This is a genomic window from Rhodococcus sp. 14-2483-1-2, assembly GCF_002259405.1.
Taxonomy (GTDB): domain Bacteria; phylum Actinomycetota; class Actinomycetes; order Mycobacteriales; family Mycobacteriaceae; genus Rhodococcoides.
In genome coordinates, this window is sequence record NZ_NPFW01000017.1 from 15,041 (window position 1) to 39,679 (window position 24,639).

At 65.4% G+C, this 24,639-nt stretch carries 27 protein-coding genes; 17 read left to right on the forward strand and 10 right to left on the reverse strand.

What is annotated here, in order from left to right:
• Window positions 1–74: 74 nt before the first annotated feature.
• On the forward strand, window positions 75–1,010 hold the full coding sequence (locus tag CH295_RS15475) for an endonuclease/exonuclease/phosphatase family protein (RefSeq protein ID WP_170945926.1): 936 nt from the start codon (window positions 75–77) through the stop codon (window positions 1,008–1,010).
• A gap of 14 nt (window positions 1,011–1,024) precedes the next feature.
• On the opposite strand, the gene CH295_RS15480 is transcribed toward CH295_RS15475, so the two are convergent.
• Window positions 1,025–1,399 carry a VOC family protein gene (locus tag CH295_RS15480; protein WP_037191293.1) on the reverse strand — a complete coding sequence of 125 codons (375 nt, stop codon included), beginning with the start codon at window positions 1,397–1,399 and terminating at the stop codon, window positions 1,025–1,027.
• Window positions 1,400–1,492: 93 nt separating this feature from the next.
• On the opposite strand from CH295_RS15480, the gene CH295_RS15485 reads away from it, so the two are divergent.
• Complete coding sequence (locus CH295_RS15485; RefSeq protein WP_170945927.1) at window positions 1,493–2,455, forward strand: MsnO8 family LLM class oxidoreductase; 963 nt, start codon at window positions 1,493–1,495, stop codon at window positions 2,453–2,455.
• On the opposite strand, the gene CH295_RS15490 is transcribed toward CH295_RS15485, so the two are convergent.
• Complete coding sequence (locus CH295_RS15490) at window positions 2,431–3,330, reverse strand: LysR family transcriptional regulator (protein WP_094633958.1); 900 nt, start codon at window positions 3,328–3,330, stop codon at window positions 2,431–2,433. The genes CH295_RS15485 and CH295_RS15490 overlap by 25 nt on opposite strands.
• 130 nt (window positions 3,331–3,460) lie before the next feature.
• Between CH295_RS15490 and CH295_RS15495 the strand changes: the two genes are divergently transcribed.
• Window positions 3,461–4,795: an NAD(P)/FAD-dependent oxidoreductase gene (locus CH295_RS15495; RefSeq protein WP_094741218.1), complete on the forward strand. Its 1,335-nt coding sequence runs from the start codon at window positions 3,461–3,463 to the stop codon at window positions 4,793–4,795.
• On the opposite strand, the gene CH295_RS15500 is transcribed toward CH295_RS15495, so the two are convergent.
• Genes CH295_RS15500 through CH295_RS15510 form a run of 3 tightly spaced genes read right to left on the reverse strand, consistent with a single transcriptional unit; the run spans window position 4,792 to window position 7,339 of the window.
• Window positions 4,792–5,442, reverse strand: a complete 651-nt coding sequence (locus CH295_RS15500) for a response regulator transcription factor (RefSeq protein ID WP_094741219.1) — start codon at window positions 5,440–5,442, stop codon at window positions 4,792–4,794. The two genes, CH295_RS15495 and CH295_RS15500, sit on opposite strands and share 4 nt — an antisense overlap.
• Window positions 5,439–6,755 carry a sensor histidine kinase gene (locus tag CH295_RS15505; protein WP_094741220.1) on the reverse strand — a complete coding sequence of 439 codons (1,317 nt, stop codon included), beginning with the start codon at window positions 6,753–6,755 and terminating at the stop codon, window positions 5,439–5,441. The genes CH295_RS15500 and CH295_RS15505 overlap by 4 nt, the downstream gene beginning before the upstream one ends.
• Window positions 6,755–7,339, reverse strand: coding sequence for a hypothetical protein (locus tag CH295_RS15510; protein WP_252342061.1), 585 nt, complete (start codon window positions 7,337–7,339; stop codon window positions 6,755–6,757). The genes CH295_RS15505 and CH295_RS15510 overlap by 1 nt, the downstream gene beginning before the upstream one ends.
• Before the next feature lie 180 nt (window positions 7,340–7,519).
• Between CH295_RS15510 and CH295_RS15515 the strand changes: the two genes are divergently transcribed.
• The 3 genes from CH295_RS15515 (at window position 7,520) to CH295_RS15525 (ending at window position 10,514) form a co-directional block, all read left to right on the forward strand.
• Window positions 7,520–8,851, forward strand: coding sequence for a hypothetical protein (locus CH295_RS15515; protein WP_141217033.1), 1,332 nt, complete (start codon window positions 7,520–7,522; stop codon window positions 8,849–8,851).
• On the forward strand, window positions 8,848–10,251 hold the full coding sequence (locus CH295_RS15520) for an outer membrane protein assembly factor BamB family protein (protein ID WP_094741222.1): 1,404 nt from the start codon (window positions 8,848–8,850) through the stop codon (window positions 10,249–10,251). The genes CH295_RS15515 and CH295_RS15520 overlap by 4 nt, the downstream gene beginning before the upstream one ends.
• A gap of 62 nt (window positions 10,252–10,313) precedes the next feature.
• Window positions 10,314–10,514, forward strand: coding sequence for a membrane protein (locus CH295_RS15525; RefSeq protein WP_027498199.1), 201 nt, complete (start codon window positions 10,314–10,316; stop codon window positions 10,512–10,514).
• On the opposite strand, the gene CH295_RS15530 is transcribed toward CH295_RS15525, so the two are convergent.
• Both CH295_RS15530 and CH295_RS15535 read right to left on the reverse strand, forming a co-directional pair.
• Window positions 10,515–11,039 (reverse strand): SixA phosphatase family protein, encoded by a 525-nt coding sequence (locus tag CH295_RS15530; RefSeq protein WP_094741354.1) that lies wholly within the window; start codon window positions 11,037–11,039, stop codon window positions 10,515–10,517.
• The gene (locus CH295_RS15535) at window positions 11,026–11,568 is read right to left on the reverse strand and encodes a GtrA family protein (RefSeq protein ID WP_037191312.1); all 543 of its coding nucleotides are present in this window, start codon (window positions 11,566–11,568) and stop codon (window positions 11,026–11,028) included. Before CH295_RS15535 ends, CH295_RS15530 begins: the two co-directional genes overlap by 14 nt.
• Window positions 11,569–11,630: 62 nt before the next feature.
• Between CH295_RS15535 and CH295_RS15540 the strand changes: the two genes are divergently transcribed.
• Entirely contained in the window at window positions 11,631–12,824 is a 1,194-nt protein-coding gene (locus CH295_RS15540) for an MFS transporter (RefSeq protein WP_094741223.1), read from the forward strand.
• Here CH295_RS15540 and CH295_RS15545 read toward each other — a convergent pair.
• Window positions 12,803–13,408: a TetR/AcrR family transcriptional regulator gene (locus tag CH295_RS15545; protein WP_094741224.1), complete on the reverse strand. Its 606-nt coding sequence runs from the start codon at window positions 13,406–13,408 to the stop codon at window positions 12,803–12,805. The genes CH295_RS15540 and CH295_RS15545 overlap by 22 nt on opposite strands.
• A gap of 66 nt (window positions 13,409–13,474) precedes the next feature.
• Between CH295_RS15545 and CH295_RS15550 the strand changes: the two genes are divergently transcribed.
• The 3 genes from CH295_RS15550 (at window position 13,475) to CH295_RS15560 (ending at window position 15,454) form a co-directional block, all read left to right on the forward strand.
• On the forward strand, window positions 13,475–14,116 hold the full coding sequence (locus CH295_RS15550) for a GAP family protein (protein ID WP_170945928.1): 642 nt from the start codon (window positions 13,475–13,477) through the stop codon (window positions 14,114–14,116).
• Between the two features lie 34 nt (window positions 14,117–14,150).
• Window positions 14,151–14,402, forward strand: coding sequence for a hypothetical protein (locus CH295_RS15555; protein WP_094633950.1), 252 nt, complete (start codon window positions 14,151–14,153; stop codon window positions 14,400–14,402).
• A gap of 104 nt (window positions 14,403–14,506) precedes the next feature.
• Window positions 14,507–15,454, forward strand: coding sequence for a CPBP family intramembrane glutamic endopeptidase (locus CH295_RS15560; RefSeq protein ID WP_252342062.1), 948 nt, complete (start codon window positions 14,507–14,509; stop codon window positions 15,452–15,454).
• Here the strand turns inward: CH295_RS15560 and CH295_RS15565 are convergent.
• Window positions 15,444–15,953: a GNAT family N-acetyltransferase gene (locus CH295_RS15565; protein WP_094741227.1), complete on the reverse strand. Its 510-nt coding sequence runs from the start codon at window positions 15,951–15,953 to the stop codon at window positions 15,444–15,446. The genes CH295_RS15560 and CH295_RS15565 overlap by 11 nt on opposite strands.
• A gap of 74 nt (window positions 15,954–16,027) precedes the next feature.
• On the opposite strand from CH295_RS15565, the gene CH295_RS15570 reads away from it, so the two are divergent.
• The 7 genes from CH295_RS15570 to CH295_RS15600 all read left to right on the forward strand — a co-directional run bounded on the left by CH295_RS15570 (window position 16,028) and on the right by CH295_RS15600 (window position 23,938).
• Complete coding sequence (locus tag CH295_RS15570) at window positions 16,028–18,154, forward strand: HNH endonuclease signature motif containing protein (protein WP_141217034.1); 2,127 nt, start codon at window positions 16,028–16,030, stop codon at window positions 18,152–18,154.
• Between the two features lie 152 nt (window positions 18,155–18,306).
• Entirely contained in the window at window positions 18,307–18,858 is a 552-nt protein-coding gene (locus tag CH295_RS15575) for a biotin transporter BioY (RefSeq protein WP_170945929.1), read from the forward strand.
• On the forward strand, window positions 18,855–20,027 hold the full coding sequence (locus CH295_RS15580) for an AMP-binding protein (protein WP_094741229.1): 1,173 nt from the start codon (window positions 18,855–18,857) through the stop codon (window positions 20,025–20,027). Before CH295_RS15575 ends, CH295_RS15580 begins: the two co-directional genes overlap by 4 nt.
• A gap of 11 nt (window positions 20,028–20,038) precedes the next feature.
• Window positions 20,039–21,157, forward strand: coding sequence for a thiolase family protein (locus CH295_RS15585; protein ID WP_094741230.1), 1,119 nt, complete (start codon window positions 20,039–20,041; stop codon window positions 21,155–21,157).
• Between the two features lie 24 nt (window positions 21,158–21,181).
• Window positions 21,182–21,862 carry an energy-coupling factor ABC transporter ATP-binding protein gene (locus CH295_RS15590; RefSeq protein ID WP_037191323.1) on the forward strand — a complete coding sequence of 227 codons (681 nt, stop codon included), beginning with the start codon at window positions 21,182–21,184 and terminating at the stop codon, window positions 21,860–21,862.
• Complete coding sequence (locus CH295_RS15595; RefSeq protein ID WP_094741231.1) at window positions 21,859–22,500, forward strand: energy-coupling factor transporter transmembrane component T family protein; 642 nt, start codon at window positions 21,859–21,861, stop codon at window positions 22,498–22,500. Before CH295_RS15590 ends, CH295_RS15595 begins: the two co-directional genes overlap by 4 nt.
• Window positions 22,484–23,938: an AMP-binding protein gene (locus CH295_RS15600; protein ID WP_252342063.1), complete on the forward strand. Its 1,455-nt coding sequence runs from the start codon at window positions 22,484–22,486 to the stop codon at window positions 23,936–23,938. The genes CH295_RS15595 and CH295_RS15600 overlap by 17 nt, the downstream gene beginning before the upstream one ends.
• Here CH295_RS15600 and CH295_RS15605 read toward each other — a convergent pair.
• On the reverse strand, window positions 23,842–24,633 hold the full coding sequence (locus CH295_RS15605; protein ID WP_502694502.1) for an acyl-[acyl-carrier-protein] thioesterase: 792 nt from the start codon (window positions 24,631–24,633) through the stop codon (window positions 23,842–23,844). The two genes, CH295_RS15600 and CH295_RS15605, sit on opposite strands and share 97 nt — an antisense overlap.
• Window positions 24,634–24,639 lie beyond the last annotated feature (6 nt).

Sequence of the window (24,639 nt, forward strand, 5' to 3'; positions counted from 1 at the left end):
GAAAGCGAACAGTTCGGTCGGTCTCGAGGATGCTTCCCAGCTCGGCCTCAGGTTTGCCTGTAAGACTTCCGCTCATGGTTTCGGCATCGGCGGCTCTGTTACTGCTCGTCACAGCAGTACTCGGCATCGTGGCGCACCGCGTGGACGCGCGGGGGCAGGCGATGCTCGTTGCCGCGTCTTTGGCACATGTCCTCATGCTCGCCGCGGTGCCCGGCACGGCACTCGCGGCCGTGGCGTTCGGCTGGTGGGGGCTGGCGGCCGGCGCGGCTGTGGTGACGGGTGCCGTTGCAACGCAGATTCCTCTGCACAGGCACCGCGCCCGGACGACGGCCGAGGCACCGACTCTGACGGTGCTGCACGCCAATATCTGGCTGGGACAGGCCGATCTCGATGCGTTGGTTGCGTTGGTCGACAAACACCGGCCCGACGTGCTCACCCTCGTCGAGTTGACGCCCGAGGCCGACGCGGGGCTTCGCGGCAGACTGTCCGAGCTGTTGCCGCATGTGTACGTCAGTGCCGCCGCGGGCGGTGACGGGTCCGGTATCTACAGTCGCTTTCCGCTCGTCGACGAGCAGCGGCACGACGGTTTCGTGACCGAGCTGCTCTCGGCACGGGTGGAGATGCCGGGGCGGCCGCTGGTGTTCGCGGTTCATCCCGTGCCGCCGTGGCCACGGGAGCCGTCCGACTGGGTTCGCGAGCTCGCGCTGCTGCGTCAACTACTGGCCAAGATTCCCGTCGACGACGGTCCCGTGGTGGTGGCGGGCGACTTCAACGCGACGCAGGATCATCGGCGGTACCGAGATATGCAGGACGGTCGGTTCGTCGATGCCGCGGTGGCGAGCGGAGCCGGGATGCTCAGGACGTACCCGGCGCACACCTGGTACCCACCCGTCATCGCCATCGACCATGTTCTGGTGTCGGACATGGCGGTTCGCTCGGTCGAGGCCATAGAGATTCCCGGCTCCGACCACCGCGGCATCCTGGCCCGGCTGCAGTTCCGGCACCAGTAACTCCGGCACTGGGTTCAGGGCTGCGCGGGCAACTGCTGCACCGACCACGTGTTGCCGTCGGGGTCGGCGAAGTACACGAACGTGCCCCAGCCCTCGTCCTTGGGTGGATCGATGGTCAGGCCGGCTGCGGTGAGGTGCTCGTAGGCCTCCTGGACGTTGTCCACGACCAATAGGATCCCGGCTCCTTTGCCCGGTTCGGCGTCGGTGATGCCCTCGCCGATCGCGATGGAGCAGGCCGAGCCCGGGGGAGTGAGCTGGACGTACCGGATACCGTCCCAGGGGCGAGCATCGTGGTCGGCGACGAAGCCGATCGAGACGTAGAAGTCCTTGGCGCGGTCCACGTCGGTGACGGCCAGAGTGACGAGTTCGAGCTTCATGGTGAGGTTCATGGAGCAATGATGAGCGCCATTGCGGACATGTTCGGTCCGCGGTGAACGAACACTTCGAGAAATATGCCCGACGCCTCGTCGGTTGAGATATCCGTGTTCTTCTCACTCCTCGACAGATCCCGCACGCGATCCGGTTTCGACGACGGCTCGGCGCTGCGGCATACCGTCGAACGAGCAGTGCATGCCGAGGAGATCGGGTTGCACCGGTTCTGGGTGGCCGAGCATCACGGCGTTCCCGGCATCGCGTCGGGCGCACCGGCGGTTCTCGCCGCGGCGGTGGCGTCGCGCACCTCGCGCATTCGCGTCGGATCCGGCGGGGTGATGCTGCCCAATCATCAGCCGCTGGTCGTGGCCGAGCAATTCCTGATGTTGGAGTCCCTCTTTCCCGGCCGGATCGACCTCGGTGTCGGCCGCTCCCTCGGTTTCACCGAACCGGTTCGGGCAGCATTACGCAGTGAGCGGACCGACACGTTCGAGGCCGATATCGCCGAATTGCGTTCGTATCTCGACGGTTCGGGACCGGTGACTGCCCGGCCCGCTGTTCCGTCGCCGCCGGTGTTCGTTCTCGCGACCGGAGCCGGTCTCGAGGTTGCCGCTCGCGCCGGGCTTCCGGTCGTGGTCGGTGGACCGGTTCTCCAGCGTGACGATCCATTGGCGGTCTATCGCAAGCACTTTCGGCCCACGCCATCGAATCCCGAACCGTACGTGATTGTCTCGCTCGACGTGACCATCGCAGCGGACGCGGCCGATGCCCGCAGGCTCGCCGTGCCGGAGGCGTGGGCGATGGCCAGGTCCAGACGCGAGGGTGAGTTCCCGGCTCTGGAACGAGCGTCCGTGATCGACGAATCACAGTGGACGCCGCAGACGCGTAGCCGAATCGAGGCGTCGTTGGCGTCGAGCATCCTCGGCACGGCCGGGCAGGTCCGTCCTCGTCTGGAGGAGGTTGTCGAGCGCACCGGCGCGAACGAGATCATGGCCTCGACGTCGACGTACGATCGTGCCGAATTGTTCGACGCGGATGTCGCGTTCGCTCAGCTCGCGGGGGTGGCGGGCTGAACCGGTGCCGTCGCTGCGAGTGCCGCCACCAGGTCGCGCTGAATGTCGGTGATGGGCACGGTCGCGTCGACGACGGCCGACACCGGTAGCCGCAGCCTGCGGTCGGCCTCGGTGCGGAAGACCAGGCCGGTCTTGGGGGTGCTGTCGGCGGTGCTGGCGTACAGGATGGACCAGCATTGCGGGTTCTTGAGGAGTTCGGCGCTGGCGGTGTGATCGGACGCCACGGGTGGGCCGAAGCTCAGCGGCAGTCCACTGCGCTTCATCTCGCGCTCGATCACCCGGTGCAGCAGGATTTGCTCGCTCCGTTTGGGAAGTAGCAGGGGGTAGCCGGCGAGCTGGCTCAGGCTCGGGTTGTTCTCACCCGCCAGAGGATGGCCCTCAGGAAGGACGACGACGAGGTCCTCGGTCCACAGCTCGGTCACCTGTAGACCGGAGCGTTCGACGCTGCCGCGGATCAGCGCTACCTGGCAGTCGCCGGACGTCACCGCTTCGATCTGTTCTGCGAATCGTTTCAGGACGAAGTCGATCTCGGCGTCGGGATGGCGCTCGCGAACCGCGACGATGGCGGAGATGGCGTTGGCTGCGAACGTCATGTTTCCGGTCAGGCGCAGCTGATTGCGCTTGCGCGTCGTCAGTGCCAGGGCGGCCTGCTCGAGCTCCACCATGTGCCGGGCGATGGAGACCAATTGTGCTCCGACAACGGTCAATCGAACGGTACGAGAGGTGCGCTCGAACAGGGGCTCACCGATTTCTCGTTCCAGCTTGGAGATCTGCAGGCTGATCGCCGATTGCGAGACGTAGCAGCGTTCGGCAGCGCGAGAGAAGTTCAGTTCCTCTCCGACCGCGAGGAAGTACTTCAGCTGCCGCAGTTCCATTTCGCCATTCAATCATGAGTTCTACTCATAGATGCTATTTCAACTTCCGCGTTGATAGAGCATCTCGGTCGGAGTTTCATGGAGGTAGTTCTTCGCCCAGGGAAAGACTCGAGCCGAAAAGGAAAGTGCTGTGCAAACGTACGACGTCGTCATCGTGGGATCGGGATTCGGAGCATTGGCCGCTGCCAAGTCTCTGGGCAAGGCCGGTGTGACGTTCTCGCTGATCTCCAGCACCACAGAACACCTCTTTCAGCCGCTGCTCTACCAGGCCGCCACCGGAATGCTCTCGACCGGCGAGATCGCCCCTCCGATCAGGCGCATCCTCGCGCAGTACGACTCGGCCGACGTGCGTCTCGGACGCGTCGTCGATGTCGATCCCGAAGCTCACCAGGTCACCTATGTCGGTGCCGGCCAGAGCCACACCATCGGCTTCGGTCGATTGATCGTCGCCACGGGTGCCACGCAGGCGTACTTCGGCCGTGACGAGTTCAAGGACCGCACGTTCGCGCTCAAGACCGTCGACGACGCGATCGCTCTGCGTGTGCAGATTCTCAGCTGCTACGAGACTGCGCACCTGACAACCGATTCGGCTGCTCGCAAGGAATTGCTGAGCTTCGTCGTTGTCGGTGCAGGCGCGACGGGTGTCGAGCTGGCCGGTCAGATCAGGGATCTCGCGCATCGCTATTTCGCCGGATCGTTCCCGGACATCGAACCCGACGACGTCACGGTGACCCTCGTCGACGGAGTCAAGGAAGTGCTGCCGGCGTTCGGCGGCAAGCTCAGCGCGTACGCCCGTACGAAGCTCGAGAAGTCGGGCGTCGACGTCGTCACCGGGGCCATGGTCACCGATATCGCCGACGACGTCGTGACGGTGCAGGACGTGGACACCAAGACCTCGCGAACCTTTGCCGCCAAGACTGTCATCTGGTCGGCCGGAGTGCAGGCCAGCGAGCTGGCGGCCACGATCGCCGAGCGCACCGGCTGCGAGACCGACCGTGCCGGACGCCTTCTCGTGCACGACGACTTGACGGTCGGCTCGGCGAAGGACATCTACGCGATCGGCGACGTGACGTCGTTGAACAAGCTCCCCGGTCAGTCGCCGGTGGCGATGCAGCAGGGCAGGCACGTTGCCAAGATGATCATCGGAAAGGTCGACGCGGGAACCCCGTTCGAGTACACCGACAAGGGCAGCATGTCGATCGTCGGCCGATTCAGCGCTGTGGCGCGGCTGTTCGGCAAGGTCGACATGTCGGGACCGATCGCGTGGCTCATGTGGCTCGCGGTGCACCTGATGTACCTGGTCGGCTTCCGGAATCGCTACGTCGCGGTGGTGTCGTGGATGACCTCGTACATCGGCGACAAGCGACCGCACTTCCAGTACACCGACCACTCCGCCGCCACGATCGAACCGCGGGCCGAGGTCGCCGGCGAGAGCTCGGACGACGAGGAGCGCAACGCGGCCTAGGTCGCAATGCCGTTGCGGTAGGCCCAGATCACCACGTGGACTCGGGTATTGACGTCGAGTTTGCGACAGATGTTGCTCACGTGAGTCTTGACCGTGCTCTGTTCGAGGTGCAGTGCCCGGGCGATCTCGTTGTTGCCCAGGCCCTGCGCCAACAGTTGCACCACGTCCATTTCACGCAGACTCAGGTCGTGTTGCGGTGCAACGGACGTGGGTGGGCTCGGAACGCCGCGGCGGGTGAACTCGGTCATCAGGCGCGGGGTCAATCGAGGGGAGAGCACCGCGCCGCCGCCGGCGACGGTGACCACCGCGTCGGCCAGTTCGTCGGGATCGGTGTCCTTGAGCAAGAAGCCGGACGCTCCACTGTCGAGAGCTGCGAACACGTACTCGTCGAGGTCGAAGGTGGTGACGACGATGACGCGAGTGTTCTCGAACTGCGCCAGTATCTCGCGTGTGGCGGTCAACCCGTCGCCGTTCGGCATCCGGATGTCCATCAGTACGACGTCGGGTTGCAGTGCCGACACCTGCTGCACGGCATGCTTTCCCGAGCTCGCGTGGCCGACCACCTCGATGTCGTGATGGCCGGCCAGGAACAGCTCGAATCCCTGCCGAACCACGGGTTGATCGTCCGCGATGAGTACGGTGATCATGCGTGTGACTCCATCACACCGGCGCCGCGCTGAGAGATCGTTCCGCCGACGGGCAGTCGAGCCCGCACGGTCCACGTCGTTCGGTCGTCGGACAATCCGGCATCGAGGGTGCCGCCGAGTAGTGCGGCTCGCTCCCGCATTCCCGGAATGCCGAATCCCTGACCCGAGGACTCGCGCAGTACGGAGTTGCCCGAGGTGATCGTGTTGGTGACGGTGATCTCGATGGCGGAGGAGTGAACGGTCACCTGCACGCGCACAGCGCAATTCGGTGCGTGGCGTCGGGCGTTGGACAGCGATTCCTGAACGATGCGGTAACAGGTCAACTGCACCGCGCTGTCTGTGTCACCTATTTCGTCGGCATCGCCGGAGATGTCGATGTCGATGGACGCGAACGAGATTCGAGACTGTTCGATCAGCTCGGCGATATCGGAGATCATCGGTTGCGGAGCACTGTCGCTGTTGGAGCTGTAGGCCGTGTCGCTCGGGCGCAGGATACCGACGATCTGGCGCAGGCTGTCGAAGGTTCGCTGGCCGTGTCCGATTGCGCCGGTGAGTAGTTCGTGCGCCTGCTGGGGGTTGCTCGTGATGAGCGTCTTCGATGCCTTGGCTTGGATGAGCATTCCGGTCAGGTGGTGCGCCGCGACGTCGTGGAGTTCGCGTGCCATGGTTTTTCGTTCGTTGTCCAGGGCCTCGTTCAGCCGTTGCCGGTGTTCGATTTCGGCTCGCCCGAGGGCGGCCTCGCTCTCGAGTTCCTGGGCTCGACCTAGTGCGATGTACTTGCCCAGTGCGATGAGCACCGTGTAGTTGATGACGAGGTTCACGATCTGCTCGGCGAGCACGCCGATCGTGCCACCTGGGCCGCCCGTGGAATCCGGGTAGGACAGCCGGGTGTCGACGCTGACCGCGATCTCGAGGATCAGCCCGACGGCGATGGGGGCGAACAGGCGTGGCCCGGTCACTCGAATTGCCAAGGCGGCGATGGCAAACCAGTACAGCGGGGTGAATCCGAGGGTTCGGTCCGGCAGAACCAGGATCAGCGCGATGCTGATGGCCACCACGGACAGGTAGGCGGTGACCGGAAAGGACCGGCGAACGCACGTCACGCCGGTCATCGCCAGCAGGGCAACGACACTCGCTGCGATCAGGGGTGGGCTCTGGACGAGTTCGTCTCTGGTGTCGCCGACCATGCCGGTGGAGAGTTGGAATCCGGCGTAGACGAGCGTGGCCAGGAGCATCTCGATCGGCAGCACCACGGGACTGCGAGGTCGCCAGGACGGTCGAAGGGTGTGCAGCAGTCGGGAATCACTCAGCATCAGAGTCGACTCCGTTCTCCTGCCGCATCTTTCGCATTCCTCGAGCCCGCTGTCTTGGAACCCAGCACCCACAGAGGTCCGGTGACGAACCAGAAGAACGTGATGATGCCGAGTGGCTGGATCACGGTCTTCAGTGCTGCTGCTTGATCCGAGTCTGCCACGGTGTAGGCCAGTGCGTAGGTGATCACCAGAGCGATGGCGGCGGCGGTCAGCCACTTCACGAATCCCCGGATCTCGTTGCGGTAGGCCCGCGGACCGGTCTTCGGAGGCTTGATCGGTGCGGGTCCACCGGCGAATCGGTGCGCGAAGCGTACGTCGAGCCAGGCCACGGTGGAGTGCGCGAACACGACCGTCCAGCCGAGGTAGATGCCGGCGAGGCGGTGGGCGAACTCGACCTCCCCGCCGCGGTGCAGGTCTAGTGCCACTGCGGCGACGAGGACGACATCGAGGACCGGGAGCAGGGCCAGGGTGACGGTGCTGGCGCGTCGCATTCGTGCCACGTAGCGCAGGCACAGGCCGCCGATCACCAGAACCCAGAAGCCGACTTCGCAGATCGCGATCGTGAGAAGAATCGGATTGTCCATGGACCCGATCTCACCGCAGCCGACGTGCGCGCGATACCCCCGCGGAGGCGTCGTACCTGGTGGTTCGGCCGAAGGTACGACGCTGCGCTCCACCGAAAGTCGTAGCTCTACCGAAAGCCGTAGCTTCACCGAAAGTCGTGGAGCGTCGAGTCGGGCGATCGGCAGGCTAGGCTCGTCGCCGTGATGGACCTCGGCGCGTTGCACCTCGGAGCGCTCGGGCGTCAACCGAAGATTTTCTGGGTCTTCGTCGCTGTCGCTGTGGTCGCGGCAGGAGTCATCGTCGTGGAGTCACGCGCGTCCGGTCCTGCGGACTTCGCGTTGCCGGATACGCCTGCGTCGAGCGGGTTCATCGCGTCGAACTACGACCAGGGTGAGTCGTCGACCACGATTCCGGGGTGTGATGCCGTCGTCGTTCCCGAGTCCGGGGATTTTTCAGGGGCGTACTTCCGTCTCGATGGAGGACGCTACGACGACCCCCGCTATCCATGGTTCTCCGGGCGCAAAGCTACTGCGCTGTCCGATGCGCTTGTTTCTGCCTTGCCGGCCGAGACCGCCGTCGAATTCGCAGCACCCGGTACGTTCGCGTTCGGTGCCGAATCCGCGTTTCGATTCGGTCCTGTGCAAGGTCCCACGTCCGATAGCTCTGTCGGCGATGGTCCGACGGATGATCTGTCGATGTTCGCGAGCTCCACTGCCGCCGGGTTGCTGATTCGCAACGGCTCGGGTGCCGACGTGACCGTGACGATCTCGAAGTCGACTGCCGGTGTACCGCCCTGTGTCGGTGGCACTCTCGATCGCAGGCAGGTCGCGGCCGACGGTACGGTCGTGGACACGAAAGAGTCCACCAGCGAAGACGGTGGTAGAACAGCGGTGGTCAGGACGGCGACTGCTTACGCATCCGATGGAACGACGTTGCAGGCCAACGCAAGCCAGTTCGTGTCTTCGGACGAAGCAGTGTCCATGAACGACCTGATCTCCGTGGTGTCGTCGAGCGAGCTGCGAATCGATGCAGCGGTGCCGGGCGGAACCCGACTCCCTCCTCTGCCGTGTGACACGCGAGTTGGGTCGCAGGATGGACCAGCGGTGACTCGCGCCGACGCAGACCGTATCGGCCGCGCCCTGGACCAGGCTCGAATCCGCGCGCTTCGGGCAGTGATCGTGCTCGAGCAGCCGCTGGCACCGATGCAACGGAGTTCGTTGTCCCACGACTCGTTGTGTGCAGCCGGGACAATTCTGACGTCAGGATCTGAAGGTGTTGTGACCGTGGCGATCACGGGTGGACAGCCACTCCCGGAAATTCCCGACGCATATGACCCGACGGCTGATCGCTCGGTCGACACCGTGCGCCTGCCCGACGGATCGATGTCGGAGAGATCGAAGCGCGGCGTCAGGACCGTGACTGTGACCCGGCCGTCGGGCACTCGTGTCCGTATCTCGTCGACATCGGCGGGCGAGCTCGTCACGGTCGGCAATCTCGAGTCCATCGCGACGGCACCGGGCCTGGACCTGTGAGCTCCCGATGGCCGGTGTGGACAGCGGGAGCCGTGGCGTTGGCGACTGTCGTTGCTGCGGTGATCGTTGTCGCGCAGGACGACGGCCCGGCAATCGCGACTGCCCCCGCATGGACGACCACAGCTCCGCCGACGGTTCCGCGTGCGCCGGAAGTCCAGTGGTCCAGATCTGCAGAGGCCGTCTACGGCCGCGAATTCGCGCAGTTTCGTGATCCTGGTGCAGGCGGACGGCTCAACCCCAGCGCAGCGAGATTCATCGATGCGGGCGGGGTGTATATCGCTTCGGTGGGTCTGCCGGATCCTGCTACCGGGAATTTCGACGCTCCCGCGATGGTGGGCCTCGACGCAACGGATGGATCCACACTATGGCGGCGAGACGATCTCCGGGTGGAATCCTGTGCCGACCGGCCTTTGTCGGGATACCTCGTCTGCCTCTCCAGCACCGAGTCGGAAAATCCGGAATCGACGATTGTCACGGTGGACACCACGACCGGTGCTGGTCGCTCTGTTCGTGTGCCGCAACGTGTGTTGGCTGTGGGAACCGACGGGTTCTCGCTCTACTCGATCAGTTCTACTGTCACGCAAGCAGGTTACGAGGGAACGCGGCAGCTCGCCAAGGGTTCTGTGAACGATGTCGGGCGCGATTGGGTCACCGAATTTCCCGGCGAGGCCATTTACGCGGGTATGCCGGGGCCGGTCATCACCATCGACGGAAACTACGGCCTGGGCCGGTTCGGTTCGACGGCAATAGGATTCGACTCGGTCACCGGATCGATCACGTGGTACCGGGGTTATCCCGACAGTTGCGTGTCGCAACCTTTTCGGGTGCAACCGGCACTGGTGATCATGACCGAGGCGGTGTGTACACAGTCCCAGACGTACGCCGGCACCGTCGCGCTCGCCTCGGATGGTCGAACTGTCGCCAGATCTCCGCTGCCGGTGTATCCCTTCCTCGAGATCGACGATCCAACAGACCTGTCGCTGCCGATGGTCGTCGGTGACAGTGCGTTCGATCGGACGACCGGACAGTTTCTCTGGTCGAGCCCGCTGTTGGCGTCGACCAATGGCGTAGCTGTCGTCGGGGATGTGGTGATCGCACGTGCTCCCGGAACAGCTCATGTGACGGCATTGGATCTGAGAACCGGTTCGGTTCGGTGGGAGAACGATCCCGATGACTACTACCCGATCACGGCGTACGCCGACGGTCTCGCGTACTCCACCGTCGGCGGCACCGTGGAATCGATCGCGTTGGAAGACGGTACGACACGTCGGCGGTTGGAGATCGAGCCGACGCCGGACCCCTATGCAACGAATCGGTACCTGGCATCGTGGGTGATCGAATCCGGCGACCGTCTGGTGTATTCGTCCACAGCCACGATTGCCGTCGTCGACCGCGGGTAGCTGCTGTCGGTGCGCCTACAGTGGAAGTACGCATACAGGACATACGAAACAGGGAGTCCGACATGGCAGGCAAGAAGATCGACAGAGTGCACGCACAGTCCGCGTTGGAGACGGTTCGTGAGAATCCCGGCATCGCGTTGATTGCCGCCGCGCCCGCATTGGTGGTGCTGGCAGTGGTGTGGTGGCTGCTCGGGTTCCCTGCCGCGTTGATTCTGCTGATCGCAGCAGGCGGTGCCGGCTACCTGTACCTCAGGAACCGCTGATCACTGATCGGCGCGCGGGATGCAGAATTCGGTGATCGTGGCCGTCCCTGCTGCGAGCTCTGCCCAGGACGACTCCGTGGTGAGCACTGCTATCGCAGATGTGGGGAAGCGGTGCCGAACCTCACGGGCCACGTCGGTGTCGTCGTCGACCGCCAATTCGAGTGCGGTCCAGGGGATTCCGGGCTCATGCCCGACGACCAGCAAGGTCGATACCGTCACGTCGTCGAAGTACGTGTCGGCGAGGCGGATTTCGTCGATGATCTCGTCGGCGGATCCGCCGTAGATGTCTCGTTCGAAGCGGGTGGGAGCGTCGCCCAGACCGGTAGCGGCCAGGGTTTCGCGGGTGCGCAGAGCCGTCGAGCACAACACTGCGTCGACAGTGCCGACGTGTTCGGCGATCCAGGCTCCGGCGAGTGCCGCCTCGCGTTGGCCGCGCGACGCCAGAGGTCGTTCGTGATCCGGTACTCCGTCGGGGTAGCCGGATTTGCCGTGCCGCATCAGCACGAGGGTCCTAATGGTCGCCATGCCGTCCACCGTAAACGGTCAGGGCGACCGGATCGGGGAGAACGTTCACCGGTTCCGGGAAGACGAACTTGCGCATCGCCCACCATCGGAATGCGGTTGCCAGCAACGTGCCGATGATGGATCCGCTGACGAAGTCGGCGATGTTCTCGGTGAGGAAGGACACGTTCGGCGACCGCAGATCCAGCATGTAACTCGACACCCAGAGCGGGAGCTGGTTGATTGCCAGGCCGGTTCCGGCGACGGCGAAGAACAGCGCTGCCTCGTGGTGACGACGTCGTCCGCCGCGCGCTGTGAACGACCATTCCCGGTTGAGGATGTAGGACACGATCGTCGCGATCAACACGGCCAGAACGTTGGCCGTCACGGGCTTGTCCTGCAGGATCGTCCACTTCAGGCCGAAGAACAGGACGACGGTGACGACGAAGGTGATCGCTCCGACGATGAGGAACTTGAGGGCCTCTGCGTGCTTGACGAGGGGCTCCAGCCAGCGCTCGGGAACGTGGTCGGTGAGGCGGTCGGACACATGCATCCCAACGACGTTACCTCGAGTAAGGGGTTCGGCTCGCCGGTGAACGCTAGGCTCACGGCAATATGACTAGTGCCCGGTTGTCCGTTCTGGTCGTGTTCTTCGTCAACGGAGCGGTGTTCGCGAACTGGGCTCCGCGCATTCCGGAGATCCAGGACTCGCTGTCCATCGACGTCGCGACCCTCGGCCTGGCGCTGACCGGAGTCGGTCTCGGCGGGTTGGTGGCCGCACCTGTCGCAGCGGCGACGGTTCGACGGTTCGGCAGTCGGTGGGCGATTCTCGCCTCCGGTCTGCTGCTGTGCGCGGCGTTCGTGCTGCCTGCCGTGGCTGTGTCGTGGTGGACGCTGTTGGCGGCGCTGGTGCTGCTCGGCGGAGCGGACGCAGTGATGGACATTTCCATGAATGCGCAGGGCGTGCTCGTCGAGGAGCGAGCGGGGAAGTCGCTGTTGAGCAGCTTCCATGCAGCCTGGAGCGTCGGCGCCGTGGTCGGGGGAGTGACCGGCGCGGCCGCGGCCGGTATCCGGATGCCGGTCGCAGCGCACTTCGGGCTGGTCGCAGTGGTGTTGATGCTCGTTCTCGCTGCCGTCGGACGGGGTCTGGTAGGTCCGGAACCGGTGGTGCGCGACGATCACGAAGACCGAGCGCCGGGGCTCGTTCTCGCACGGCCGACGGCCGCACTCGCTCTGCTCGGGGCCGTGGTGCTGCTCGCCGGGCTCATGGAGGACTTTCCGCAGTCGTGGAGCGCTGTCTACATGACGACGGAAGAGGGTGCGGGCCCGGGTTCGGCCGGTATGGCGTTCGTTGCGTTCTCGGCCGCGATGTTGATCGGCCGGTTGGTCGGAGACCGAATAGTCGATCGGTTCGGACCGTCGACGGTGCTGACCGGAGGTGCGTCATTTGTGGCGGTGGCCTTCCTCGCCATCCTGGGTCTGTCGGTTCTGGCCGCGGATCTCCCGATCCTGGTCATCGGAGCGTTCGCGGTTGCGGGCCTGGGCGCGAGCCCACTGTTTCCCATCGTCTTCAGCCTGGCCGGGCGGCTTCCCGGGGTGTCCTCGGCCGCGGCCATCTCGATCGTGTCGCTGGTCTCGCGGATCGGATTTCTCGTGGCACCCCTGGTCGTCGGTCGCGTCGTGGATGCTTCGGGCTTCGGCTCGGTACTGGGGGCCATTGCCGTGGCAGGCGTCGTCGTCGCGGCGATCGGGTGGTACTACGGCCGCAGATTCCCCGTCGACTCGACTCAGGACCGCGGTTCCAGATAAGTACGCAACAACCGCCGTACCTCGTCGGCCGCGAGCTGCTCGGGATACGTCACTGCCTGCAGCGTCAGCCCGTCGATGAAGGTGTGCAGTTCGGCCGCTGCACGTTCGTCCGCGGTGCGCTCGAATGTGAATGCGGGGGAGTTCGGTCGATCGAGATCGTGCAGGTGTGCCCACGCGAGCCGGCACAGGTACCGGCTACCGAACCAACCGGCCGTCTTGAGAGCGGCGAGTCGCTCGTCGAATCTGGCACGCACGATGGCTTCCAGCCAGACGGACGCCTCGGCGCGGCGGTCCCCGTCGAGTGGCAGCATCTCTTCGAGGACGCGGAGAGCGCGGACGAGGCCGTCACCGTCGCTCGGCTGCGCCTCCAACCGATGTACGACGCGTTGCGTCATGGCCTCGGCCGCGAACAGGACGAGTTCTCCTTGGTCGGAGAAGTAGTACCGCAGTGATCCGGGGGATACGCCGGCCTCGGCGGCGACGCTGCGTACCGTCGCCCCGTCCATCCCTGCTCGTTCGATGACGCGCCACACGGCGGCGACGATCTCCGCCCGGCGTGCGTCGTGGTCGACGATCTTCGGCATCGGTCTGTTCTAGCACGCCCACATCTTTTTGATACAACTGTGCTGAAATCTTGTTACGGTACAGCTGTGTCAATTCAGCTGATCGGGCTCGCGCTGGTGGACAGCATCGGCGTCGGGACTCTTGCGGTTCCGCTGTGGATGATGCTGCGGCCGTCGTGCCGGGCGCGTGTCGTTCTGCTCCATCTGGGTGTGTTGGGGTTGTTTTACCTCGGGGTCGGTATCGCCGTGTGGGCGGCCACCGATGGCTCGAGCGTGGCGATTCCCGGCGACGCGTGGATTCGGTTGGCGGTGGGTCTTGCGGTTCTGGTCATGGGCCTGGTCTGTGACCGTCGGCGGCGAGTCCCGAGCAGTGCGTGGTGGACGCGGCCCCCGGCAGGTGTTCGGGGAGTGGTCCTGCTCGCCGTCGCTGTGGGCGCGGTGGAGGTGGCGACGATGCTGCCCTACTTCACGGCGATCGACGCGGTGGGTGATGCCGAACTGGGATGGGGGTTCTCGGTGTTGATTCTGGCGGCGTATGTGCTCGTGATGCTCTCACCCGCTTTCGTGCTGCTCGTCGCCAGAGTATGTGCGCAAGAACGTGTTTCGTCGATTGCACCGGCGCTGCTCCGGCGCGTGGATCGCTGGAGCGGGGGCGTGTGGGCGACGGTGTTGCTCGTGGTGGGCGCGCTACTGGCCGCGGACGCGGCAATCGAACTGAACCTGGTCTGACCTGATTGTGGTCCGAATCGATGAAAGGGAAGCGATGAAAGCAAGAGATGCGGGCAGCATCGTCGTGGTCGTCGTCGGAGCTGTGCTGGCGCTGTTCTTCTGGGACCTGCGGTTCTCCTGGTTCCAGGGCGGCCCGATCGGCTGTGTTCTGGTGGTGCTCGCGATGGTCGACGTATGGGAATCGCGTCGCGGCACCCCGAGGAAGGGGCTGCTCGCGGAACTACGAGACGACATCGTCGGCACGAAAGATTCGAGCGATGAGTCCGAGCGTGACACTCGGCCGTGAGTGGCACCGCCGGTTCGTATCGCCGGGACGGTACTGAATTCTCGGCCCAGGCGTGATAAACAAGCTGTTCGGCGATCTGTATGGAGCGGAATGGTGGTGACCTGGTGACGACCGGTGTCGACGCGGGGCTCGCTACTCGCTCGCCTCGGCGTGGTCTGACCGCTGCAGGCACCACGGTGATGGTCCTGGGTCTGGTGGCCGGTTGGGTTGTCGTCTACTCGGTGAGCCTGATGGGTGCGCTGTGGCGCTTCCGTGAACCCGACGCGCCCGCCCCGACGCTCTCGATCGGGGATCAATGGGCCGATCTCGCGGTCGGTGCAGCACAGGTGGTGGTAGGAGCGGTGGCGATCGCCCTCGTGTATTTCGCTCGACGTCGGAAGCTGCCTGCGGTGTGGCCGGCCCGCAGTGGCACCGCGCGCAAGGCGGCGCTCACCTGGTGTGCCGCGATCGGTGCCGCCTCTGCTTCGCTGCTCGTGTTGTCTCGCCTGGACATCGTCCGCTTCAGCTTCTCGGTTCCTGCCTCGGTCGAGTCCGATTGGCTCGCAGTGGTATCAGCGCTCGCCGTGGGTCTACGCGAAGAGCCGATCCTGGTGGCGTTGCCGGTGTTGCTACTGGTGGGCCGACTCCCGATCTGGGCGATCATGGCTCTGTCGGCCACGATGCGAGGCCTTCTCTACATGTACTTCGGTGGAGGCGGGTTTCTGTGGGCGCTGTGCTGGGGTGCCGCGGCGGTTTGGGTGTTCTACCGCTACCGGCGACTGTGGGTGTTGATCGCCATCCACGGACTGGTGATGAACATCCAGGTATTGGATCGCGTGATTCCGTCCGAGAATGCGGCGACCGTCCTGCAGGGGATCAACATTCTGATCCTGTTCGCAGCGCTGTTGTGGTGGCTCGCCCCCCGCGCGCTGGAGGCGTTCCTGCCGAATACGGTGGCCGTTCGGTACGGCGATGCGACCGTCGAAACGACTCCGATGGTGGCCGAGGTGGTCCTGAACCCCGAGAAACTCGATCCCGACGAGTCCCGACGAGAACCGCCCGTCAAGCCCTGACCATGCGGGCTTCGAGGCACTCCCAGATCGGGTCGAACTTCTCGGTGCCGTCCAGCTCGAACCGATGCTTGCGGTAGAACGCCACCGCGCGATCGTTGGCCGCTGCCACCCACAGATATGTGGATGCCTCCCGGTCGATCACGGTGGTCATGAGTTCTGTTGCGAGGCCGGTGCCGTGGTGCTCGGGTACAACGTTCAGTGACCACAGTTCGGTCGGTGCCGGCGGATCGAGCTCGCGTGGCGGGCCGCCGGTGGCGAAACCGACGATGCGTGAATCGTTGGTGTTGACGGCGCATCGGGTCCGCACACCGCGGCTCGCCTCCTCGTCGCGGCGGGCGATGATCCGCTCCCATCGTTCGATGCGATCGCGAGGGCGTATCGCATCGAGCCTGGCGCTGTTCATCATTCCCGCGTACGTCGCCTTCCAGATCGCCACGTGCGCTGCGCCGAGCTGTTCTTCGTCGCCCGGGCGGATGTCACGGATCGTGTATCTGGCCACCGTTGCAGTTATACCGATACGACTCGAATTGTTCTCGGAATTTCTTGTCGGACCCCTCTCGTATCATCGAATTCATGTTCGATACCGGGGGGTGGGGAGCGGCGGAGACGCCGCCGGTCGATGACTGCATTGCGGGGTTCCTCGACGTCATCGCACTCAACCGTGTCAACGAGAATCTCGCTCGAGCGGCCACCGTGCTCGCGTACTGCGATGTTCTCGAGATGCGCCTCGAGGCAGCCGAAGCTGCCGGCGGAGATCCGGGCGAGACCGTCCGCGGTGCCCTGTGCGATCTGGCCGTGACGATGACCGGAACGCGTCGTGATGCGTCGGTGGTGCACGATGTCGCGGAGCGTCTGCATCAAATGCCGTTGACCGCCTTGCGTTTTGTGACCGGCAGCTTCGACTGGTCGACGGTGGTCACCATCACCTCGGTGCTGCATCGTGCCAGTGACGAGACGATCGCGAAGATCGAATACGAGGTCTGTGCCTCGGGTGGCCGAATGCGTCCGCAGGCGCTACGCAATCGGATCTGGCGGCTGTGGATGAAGGCCGATCCGGTCGGTGCCGAAGCTGCCCGCGAGACCGCGAAGTCCGAGGAGGTCGGCGTGAGGATCGACCGCACCGGTCCGGGCGGGATCGCGTCGCTCATCGCGAAGATCACCGATCTCGAAGCAGCGGAAGCGGATGCCCTCATCGTCGAGATGGTCGGGACGGTCTGCAAGGGCGACCCACGATCGACGGGCACGCTGCGGGCCGCGGGTCTGATGGCGTTGCTGCACGGCGAGCATTCACTCGCGTGTCAGTGCGATCGCGGCGACGACTGCCCGGTGGCCGGCGCTGTCGACGACATTCCTCCTCGGCGCGGGCATCTCCTCCAGATCGTGGTGGCGGTGGAGACGCTGCTGGGACTGTCCTCGGAGCCCGCGACCCTCGCCGACGGGACACCAATCGACCCCGAAGTGGCGCGCATCGTTGCCACGGACGCGAAGTGGCAGGCGCTGCTGACCGAGCTGGTCCAGATGCTGAAGCCCGAACGAACAAACACGGGCGACGACGGATCGAACGATGACGGATCGAACGATGACGGCCGGGAAGATGACGGCCCTGACCTTGATGGGCTGGACGGTGGCCCGGACGACGGTGACCCGGACGACGGTGGTCCGGATGGCGGTGACCCGGACGACGGTGGTCCGGATAGCGGTGGTCCAGACGGCGGTGGCCCGGACGACGGTGGTTCAGGCGGTGGCGGTCCTCGCAACGGCGGCAGCGGCGCCACCCGGGGCAGCCCCGACGGCTCGGCCTCGGAACACCCCGACGGTCCTTCGCGCTCCGGCCCCGACCATGCCGACTCCGTCGGCGGCGATGGGTCGGGTTTGCAGTCGCGTTCGTTCGGACCGTTCTCGACGGCGGTGCCGTCGTTGTTGCGTCGGGTGGTCGGCATGGGTCGGGTACGAGGTGCCGCCCAGCTTCCCTCCGCACGTCTTGTGGGTGCCCACTGCCTGCCATCTGCAGTCCCGCTACTGGGGGAGGAGTCTGTCCGCGATGGGCTCGTCGCACGGTGGCTTGCCTGGATTGCCGAACGGCCCGAGCGTGCTCGCGGCATCTTTCCCGACGGTCATGGCGGCGAGTCCGTTCCGTCGCAGTCAGCGGTGACGTATCGGCCGGGTGCCCGTGTCGCCGCGTTCGTTCGTGCTGCGTACCGCACGTGTACGTTCCCGAATTGCGACGTGCCGGCGTCCCGGTGTCAGATCGATCATCTGGTTCCGTTCGATCACGACGATCCCGAGCGGGGCGGCTGGACGATCGTGACCAATCTTCAGCCGGTGTGCGTGTTTCATCATCAGGCCAAGACCTCGGGGGCGTGGTCGGCGGTGATGCTCGCAGGCGGAGCGATTCTGTGGTCGAACTCCCTCGGTCTGTGCAGAGTCACGGTGCCGGAGCTGTCGATCGCGACTCCCCGCGCATCCCGCCGACGCCGAAGGGGCTCGTCCAGGCCGGGAGCGAGCCTGCTCGAACCCACCCGCTGGGAGCTCGAGTACAGCGGGTGTACACCGCCGACTCTCGACGACTATCGCTCTGCGACAACGGATATCGACCGAAGAAGGTTGGCGGAGAAGCGGCGGGCCTACCTCGAACACTGTCGCGTCGTCCATGCACGCGTTCGATACGACCGCACCCGATACGACCCGCCACCCTTCTGAACAACACCCGTGCCGGTGTGGCACAGGCCGCTGGCCTGCTACCTTGAACGCCGTTCAAGTCTCTGGGGCAGTTCGCCGCCCCACTCCTCGAGGAGTCACCCGTGTCAGATGTCGACAGCAGTACTCGCCAGCCGAGCCGTAAGGTCGGGCGAATGAACGTCTCCGCCCGCGACATGGCGCAGATTGCGGTGTTCGCAGCACTCATCGCAGCACTCGGCCTGCCGGGATCGATCACCGTCGGGTTCTCGGGCGTCCCCATCACCCTGCAGACCCTCGGCATCATCCTGTCCGGCGCGATCCTCGGACCCCGCAAAGGCACGGCCGCGGTCCTGGTGTTCCTCGCGCTGACGATGATCGGTCTGCCGCTGCTGGCGGGCGGGCGTACCGGTCTCGCCGCCATGGCCGGACCCACCGTCGGCTACCTCATCGGCTGGATTCCGGCCGCATTCCTGATCGGCCTACTCACCGCGCGCATCCTGCCCAAGTACTCGATCGCGCTCGGCCTGCTGATCAACGCGGTCGGCGGAATCCTCGTCGTCTACGCATTCGGCATCATCGGACTCGTCCTGCGCACGGACGTCGGACTCTGGGCCGCCGTCACGTCCAACGGACCTTTCCTACCGGGAGACATCGCGAAAGTCGTCGTCGCCACCGTCGTCGCCAAGAGCGTCCACCGCGCGTACCCGGGCCTGATCAAGGCGTGACTCTCACGCTGGGAGGTCGAGGCCGCGACAACGACACCGCCATCTCCTGGGCGGGTCGCACACTCACCTACGCCGAACTCGACGCAGCGGTCGAGCAGTGGCCTCACCTCCTGGTGCACGGCGCTCGATCCCACAGCGTTCGATCCCACAGCGCTCGATCCCACGACGCGTCAGCGCTGGAGCTGCCGGACGCGTTGATCTGCGTGTTCGCGGCGGCCAGGCAGGGCAGCGCGGTCCGAGTGGAGGACCCGGCCGCCCGTCCCGAGCGCCCTGCGCACACCGATCCCGACGCGTTCCTGCTGGTGGCGACCTCGGGCTCCACCGGCCGCCCGAAACCGCTCGCTCGCACGGTCGCGTCATGGGTAGACAGCTTCCCCGAGTTCACCGACATCTCCGGTATTCGACCGACCGACACCGTACTGATCACCGGACCGCTGCACGCCACGATGCACCTGTTCGCCGCGGTGCACGCACTGTGGCTCGGGGCATGCGTCACCGACGATCCTTCGCAGGCCACTGCTGTCCATGCCGTGCCTGCGGTACTCCGTGATGTCCTCCGCGGGATGCCCCATGCACGAGTTGCCGTCGCTGCCGGCACCGGCCTCGATGATGCTGCCGCGCAGACGATCTCGGCACAGAACGCCTCGACGCAAGAGATCAGGCTGGTCGAGTACTACGGCTCGGCGGAGCTGTCACTGGTGGCGGCGAGGGTGGTGGGCGAGCACTCCTCACTGAGACTGCTTCGGGACGTCGACGCACGCACCGAGGACGGGTACCTGTTCGTTCGTTCGCCGTACGCTGCGCTCGGTGCGCGCGGCTGGTTCGGCGTCGGTGATCTGGCCGAACTGAACGGCTCCGAACTCCTCGTCCGCGGCCGCGGGGATGCAGCGATCAACGTGGGCGGAACCACCGTGATCGCCGAGGACGTGGAGAACATCCTGACCGCACTCGACGGCGTCCGAGCTGCGGCAGCGATCGGCACACCACACGCGGTTCTCGGCGAAACGGTCTCTGCTGTCATCGAACTCGACGGAACCCGCGACCTCGACCTCGTGCGCGCCGACGCTCGCGCAATCATGGCCAAGGAAGCACTGCCGCGACGCTGGACGGTGGTGCAGCAGTTGCCCCGTACCTCCAACGGCAAGATCGCCCGAAGGGCCCTGCTGTGAATGTCGCTCCTGTGAATGTCCCCGTTATCGTCGCGGCGAAACGTTCGGCAATCGGTATCGCCGGGCACGGCTTCGCCGATGTCACCGCCCCGAACCTAGCCGCACCTGTCCTGAAAGCTGTTGCAGCAGAAATCAGTTTGCTCGAAATATCGATCGACGACGTGATTCTCGGCAACTGCCTCGGTCCCGGCGGCGACGTTGCACGTGTCTCGTCTCTGCTCGCGGGCCTCGGCGTCGGCGTTCCCGGCGTCACCGTCGATCGGCAGTGCGGATCCGGGCTCGACGCGGTGGCGCAGGCCGCGTCGCGTATCCGCAGCGGCGAGGAGACGCTGATACTGGCCGGTGGCGTCGAGTCTGCCAGCACCAGCCCGTGGAGATTCTGGCCACCGGTCGACGGCGGAGAGCCCGTCCGCTACACCCGAGCGCCGTTCGCTCCGCCCGGCTTCGCGGACCCGGACATGGGTGTGGCAGCGGATGACCTCGCGCGAATCCGAGGTATCGGGCGCGAACGCCAAGATGCTTACGCTGCACGGTCGTTCGCGCGCGCGGCGGCCTGCGACTTCTCGGCCGAGATCGTCACGGTGAACGATGTCGTAACCGACGAGCGCATCCGCCCCAACATGACTGCCCAGCGGCTCGGCAGACTGCGCCCCACGTTCACCTCCGACGGCACCGTGACCGCGGGCAACTCGTGCGGAATATCGGACGGCGCAGCAGTTCTGGCCGTCACCACGGCCGAGCGGGCAGCCGGGATGCCGGCGTTGCGCATCCTCGGCAGCGCGGTCGCAGGGTCCGACCCGGCTCTTCCGGGACTGGGTCCGGTGCCGGCGATCGGGAAGCTGCTCGCCCGGACCGGGGTGAGCCTCGCCGACATCGACACCGTCGAGATCACCGAGGCTTTCGCGTCGGTCGTGCTCGCGGTCTCGGATGAATTGGGCCTCGACGAGGGCCGCATCTGTCCGGAGGGCGGAGCCATCGCGATGGGGCACCCGTGGGGAGCGTCGGGCGCAATTCTGCTGGTACGGTTGGCCTCTCGAATGCTGCAACCCGGGGGCCCGGCACTGGGCCTGGCGGCCTGCGCCATCGGCGGCGGGCAAGGAATAGCGATGCTGGTGGAACGAGCGACATGAGCAGGGTTACATGAGCAGGGTCATATGAGCACAGTCAAGTTCGAGAACATTTCGCACTCGTTCGGGGAACGGCAGGTGCTGCACAGCATCGACCTCGAATTCGACGAGCGCCGAATCGGCATCATCGGTTCCAACGGTTCGGGCAAGTCGACGCTCGCGCGGATGATCAACGGTCTGATCAAGCCCGATACGGGCCGCGTCACGGTCGACGGCGTCGATGCCGCGAAGAAGGGGGCGCAGGTTCGCAAGAAGGTCGGCTTCGTGTTCACCGATCCCGATTCGCAGATCGTGATGCCCACTGTCGCAGAGGATCTCGCGTTCTCTCTCCGCAGGTCCGGTTTGAGCAAGGCCGAGGTGGCCGAGCGGGTGGAAGAGATTCTCGTCCGCTTCCGTCTCGATCAGCACCGCGACCATCCGGCGCACCTGCTCTCCGGTGGACAGAAACAACTGCTGGCGATCGGTGCCGTCCTCATTCGACGACCGGAGGTGGTCGTTGCCGACGAACCGACGACGCTGCTCGATCTGCGCAACGGACGCGTCGTCGCGCAGGCTCTGGACTCCATGGACCAGCAAGTCATCGTCGTGACCCATCAACTGGCACTGCTGGACAGCTTCGAGCGCGTCATCGTCATCGACGACGGCCGCATCGCATTCGACGGAACCCCCGCCGCCGCGGTCCCGGCCTATCGGGAGCTGATCGGATGATCGGTCTCTACCGGCCCGGCACCTCGCTGCTGCACCGGATGAGCCCGGGATCGAAGCTGCTGGCGCTGATCTTCGCGATCCTGTCGACGGTGATCTTCGCGCGTACTCCGCTCGAAGTGGGTGCGGTGGCGCTGCTGGTCGCGGCATTGTTCGCGGTGGCCCGTATTCCGGCGAAAGTTGCACTGGCGCAGCTGCGTCCGGTGCTGTGGATGTTGTTGATCATCGGCGTGTTCCAGGTGATCATCACCACCTGGCAGCGCGCCGTTGTGGTGTGCGGGGTACTGGTGATCTCCGTTGCTCTGGCGGCTCTGGTCACCCTCACCACCCGGGTGACCGACATGCTCGATACCGTCACCCGAGCGCTCGGCCCCGTTCGACGCTTCGGCGTCGATCCGGATCGCATCGGACTGCTCTTGGCCCTGGCCATTCGATGCATCCCGTTGCTCGCGTCCATCGTCCAAGAGGTGTCGCAGGCCCGCAAAGCACGCGGACTGCAGTGGTCGATGACGGCACTGGCAACGCCGGTCCTGGTGCGTGCTCTGCGCACCGCCGACGCGATGGGAGACGCCCTCGTCGCCCGCGGTGTCGATGATGACGGTGTAGATGACGACGGTGTCGATGATGATGACCACAAGTGAGCTCCTCGCCGCCCGAATAGCGCAGCATTCCGACCGTCGCGGGTCGGCCGTCGTCGACTCGACCGGGGAGATCTCCTACCGGGAATTCTGGGCTCGGGTGACACGCGCGGCGACCGCAATGGCAGGGATGCGTCGTATCGCGGTACTGCCGACGTCGGATATCGGGTCATTGGTGGTCGTCGTCGCGGCGATGCATGCCGGAGTCAGTGTCGTTCTGCTGCATCGACATCTGCTGGCTCATGAATTCGCCGATGTCACGGCGGTGTGCGAGCCGTCGCTGATTGCCGCGCATCCGCGTCAGCACGCGAGATTGCGTGGCTGGGGCGCAGTCGACGTGTTCGCACCCGAGGACGTGGCTGCCGACCCGACCGCCGCCATCTCTACTCCCGCAGCGAATTCCGAGTTGCTCGTGGGCGTCACCTCCGGAACCACCGGCCCGCCCAAGTTGTTCGTGCGCAATCAGGCGTCGTGGGCTGCCACGCTGGACCGCTCCGATGCACTGTTCGATCTCGGTCCAGGCGATCGGGTGTCCGCACCCGGCACCCTCGATCACACCCACTTTCTCTACGGTGCGTTGCACGGGCTGACCCGGGGTGCGACGGTGGACCTACGCAAGGTGCCGGTCGCTCTCGAAGATGCTCCGACACATCTGTATTCGGTACCGACCATCGCCTGGGACATCGCTCGCTCGGGAGTACGGTCGGACAGTGTCCGCGAGGTGCTCTCGTCTGCGGCGCGATGGCCGCAGTCGGGTCGAGCGGCACTGGCGAGAGCGCTACCGAAGGCAACCACGACGCACTTCTACGGGGCGTCCGAGCTCAGTTTCGTCTCCTACGACCGACGCGAAATCACAGGCACCGAGGTCAGCGGACAGCTGTTCGACGGGGTCGAGGTCGAGATCAGGGACGAGCTGCTGCACGTGCGCAGCGACATGCTGTTCGACGGCTACCTTAGCCGAGTGGGAGGCCACACGACCCTGACGAACGGGCCGGTCGACGGGTGGATGACCGTCGGCGATCGCGGCAGTGTCGAAGAGGGACGACTGATCTTGCACGGCCGCGACAGCGAGACGATCGTTCGAGCCGGACTCAACGTCGAGCTGGCTCCGATCGAAGCGGCACTGTTGTCGATCTCCGGTGTGCTCGAGGCCGGGGTGGTCGGCTTGCCCCACGACCGAACCGGTGCGGAGCCCGCGGCCGGAGTTGTTGTTGCGCAGACCGATCCGATATCCGTGGATCGGATCCGCCGCCATCTACGCACCGTGCTGCCGGGTCCCAGCCTGCCGGTGGTGATCGCCGTCGTGGATTCGCTGCCCCGCACACCACGCGGCAAGCTCGACCGTCACGCCTTGGGTGCAACCTTGGCCACGGTGCGGACCGTCGGCTCGCCCGATGCTCGTGTGACGACGAACCAGACGGTCAACGCGCCGCCGTCGTAGCGGTGGCGCAGAGTGACGCGTTCACCTGCCAGCACCGGGGTCAGGTATTCGATGACGGCGCGGTGCGGTGCCGCAGCCAGCTCCGGCACGTCCACCAACAACTCCTCGATCGCATGCCAGTATGCGGCGTTGTTGAGGTGGTTGAACGGGTCGATATCGGTTGCGCGCAAAGGGAACTGAACGTCCGCGTGAGATTCCGCCGGCACCGGCTCGGTCAGCCATGCCTTCCAGCGCAACCGGTGTTGATCGGTGGTTCGCGCCAGCATTTCCAGGGCACCGTCGCTGATGCGGGTCGGCATTCCGGTGTCCTTGCTGATGTTGATCCAGAAGCCCTCGGTCTCGATGCGTCCACCCTTCGGTGTCGTCAATGCCACCCGCATGTTGGACCATCGGGTCGACATCGAGGAACACCAGCGCCGCATGTGCACTCGGTCCGGGAAATGGATCGGCTCGAAGACATCGATGACCGTGCGCCGCACGATCCACATGGGATCCGTCTTGCCCAGAGGAGTGGCGTCGAGGTTGTCGGTACCGATGTCCTGCAGGTAGCGGGCAACGCCGTCGAACCGTAGTCGGTTGCTCGGATCGATGTCGCCGGTCCGCACCGGCCAGTTGGTCTCGAAGCCTTCACCGGGCGGCGGCTCCGGTGCCAGTTCGTCGTCGAAGCCGGCCGGTTCCACGCGTGCATTGGTCACGACCGC

What these genes read in the sequence shown, in the direction of transcription:
- CH295_RS15510 (WP_252342061.1), bottom strand. Translation starts at nt 7,339, where the DNA reads ATGGACAATCCGATTCTTCTCACGATCGCGATCTGCGAAGTCGGCTTC.
- CH295_RS15525 (WP_027498199.1), top strand. Translation starts at nt 10,314, where the DNA reads ATGGCAGGCAAGAAGATCGACAGAGTGCACGCACAGTCCGCGTTGGAG.
- CH295_RS15590 (WP_037191323.1), top strand. Translation starts at nt 21,182, where the DNA reads ATGAGCACAGTCAAGTTCGAGAACATTTCGCACTCGTTCGGGGAACGG.
- CH295_RS15575 (WP_170945929.1), top strand. Translation starts at nt 18,307, where the DNA reads ATGAACGTCTCCGCCCGCGACATGGCGCAGATTGCGGTGTTCGCAGCA.
- CH295_RS15530 (WP_094741354.1), bottom strand. Translation starts at nt 11,039, where the DNA reads ATGGCGACCATTAGGACCCTCGTGCTGATGCGGCACGGCAAATCCGGC.
- CH295_RS15570 (WP_141217034.1), top strand. Translation starts at nt 16,028, where the DNA reads ATGTTCGATACCGGGGGGTGGGGAGCGGCGGAGACGCCGCCGGTCGAT.
- CH295_RS15535 (WP_037191312.1), bottom strand. Translation starts at nt 11,568, where the DNA reads ATGCATGTGTCCGACCGCCTCACCGACCACGTTCCCGAGCGCTGGCTG.
- CH295_RS15505 (WP_094741220.1), bottom strand. Translation starts at nt 6,755, where the DNA reads ATGCTGAGTGATTCCCGACTGCTGCACACCCTTCGACCGTCCTGGCGA.
- CH295_RS15555 (WP_094633950.1), top strand. Translation starts at nt 14,151, where the DNA reads ATGAAAGCAAGAGATGCGGGCAGCATCGTCGTGGTCGTCGTCGGAGCT.
- CH295_RS15500 (WP_094741219.1), bottom strand. Translation starts at nt 5,442, where the DNA reads ATGATCACCGTACTCATCGCGGACGATCAACCCGTGGTTCGGCAGGGA.
- CH295_RS15595 (WP_094741231.1), top strand. Translation starts at nt 21,859, where the DNA reads ATGATCGGTCTCTACCGGCCCGGCACCTCGCTGCTGCACCGGATGAGC.
- CH295_RS15600 (WP_252342063.1), top strand. Translation starts at nt 22,484, where the DNA reads ATGATGACCACAAGTGAGCTCCTCGCCGCCCGAATAGCGCAGCATTCC.
- CH295_RS15490 (WP_094633958.1), bottom strand. Translation starts at nt 3,330, where the DNA reads ATGGAACTGCGGCAGCTGAAGTACTTCCTCGCGGTCGGAGAGGAACTG.
- CH295_RS15545 (WP_094741224.1), bottom strand. Translation starts at nt 13,408, where the DNA reads ATGCCGAAGATCGTCGACCACGACGCACGCCGGGCGGAGATCGTCGCC.
- CH295_RS15480 (WP_037191293.1), bottom strand. Translation starts at nt 1,399, where the DNA reads ATGAACCTCACCATGAAGCTCGAACTCGTCACTCTGGCCGTCACCGAC.
- CH295_RS15475 (WP_170945926.1), top strand. Translation starts at nt 75, where the DNA reads ATGGTTTCGGCATCGGCGGCTCTGTTACTGCTCGTCACAGCAGTACTC.
- CH295_RS15540 (WP_094741223.1), top strand. Translation starts at nt 11,631, where the DNA reads ATGACTAGTGCCCGGTTGTCCGTTCTGGTCGTGTTCTTCGTCAACGGA.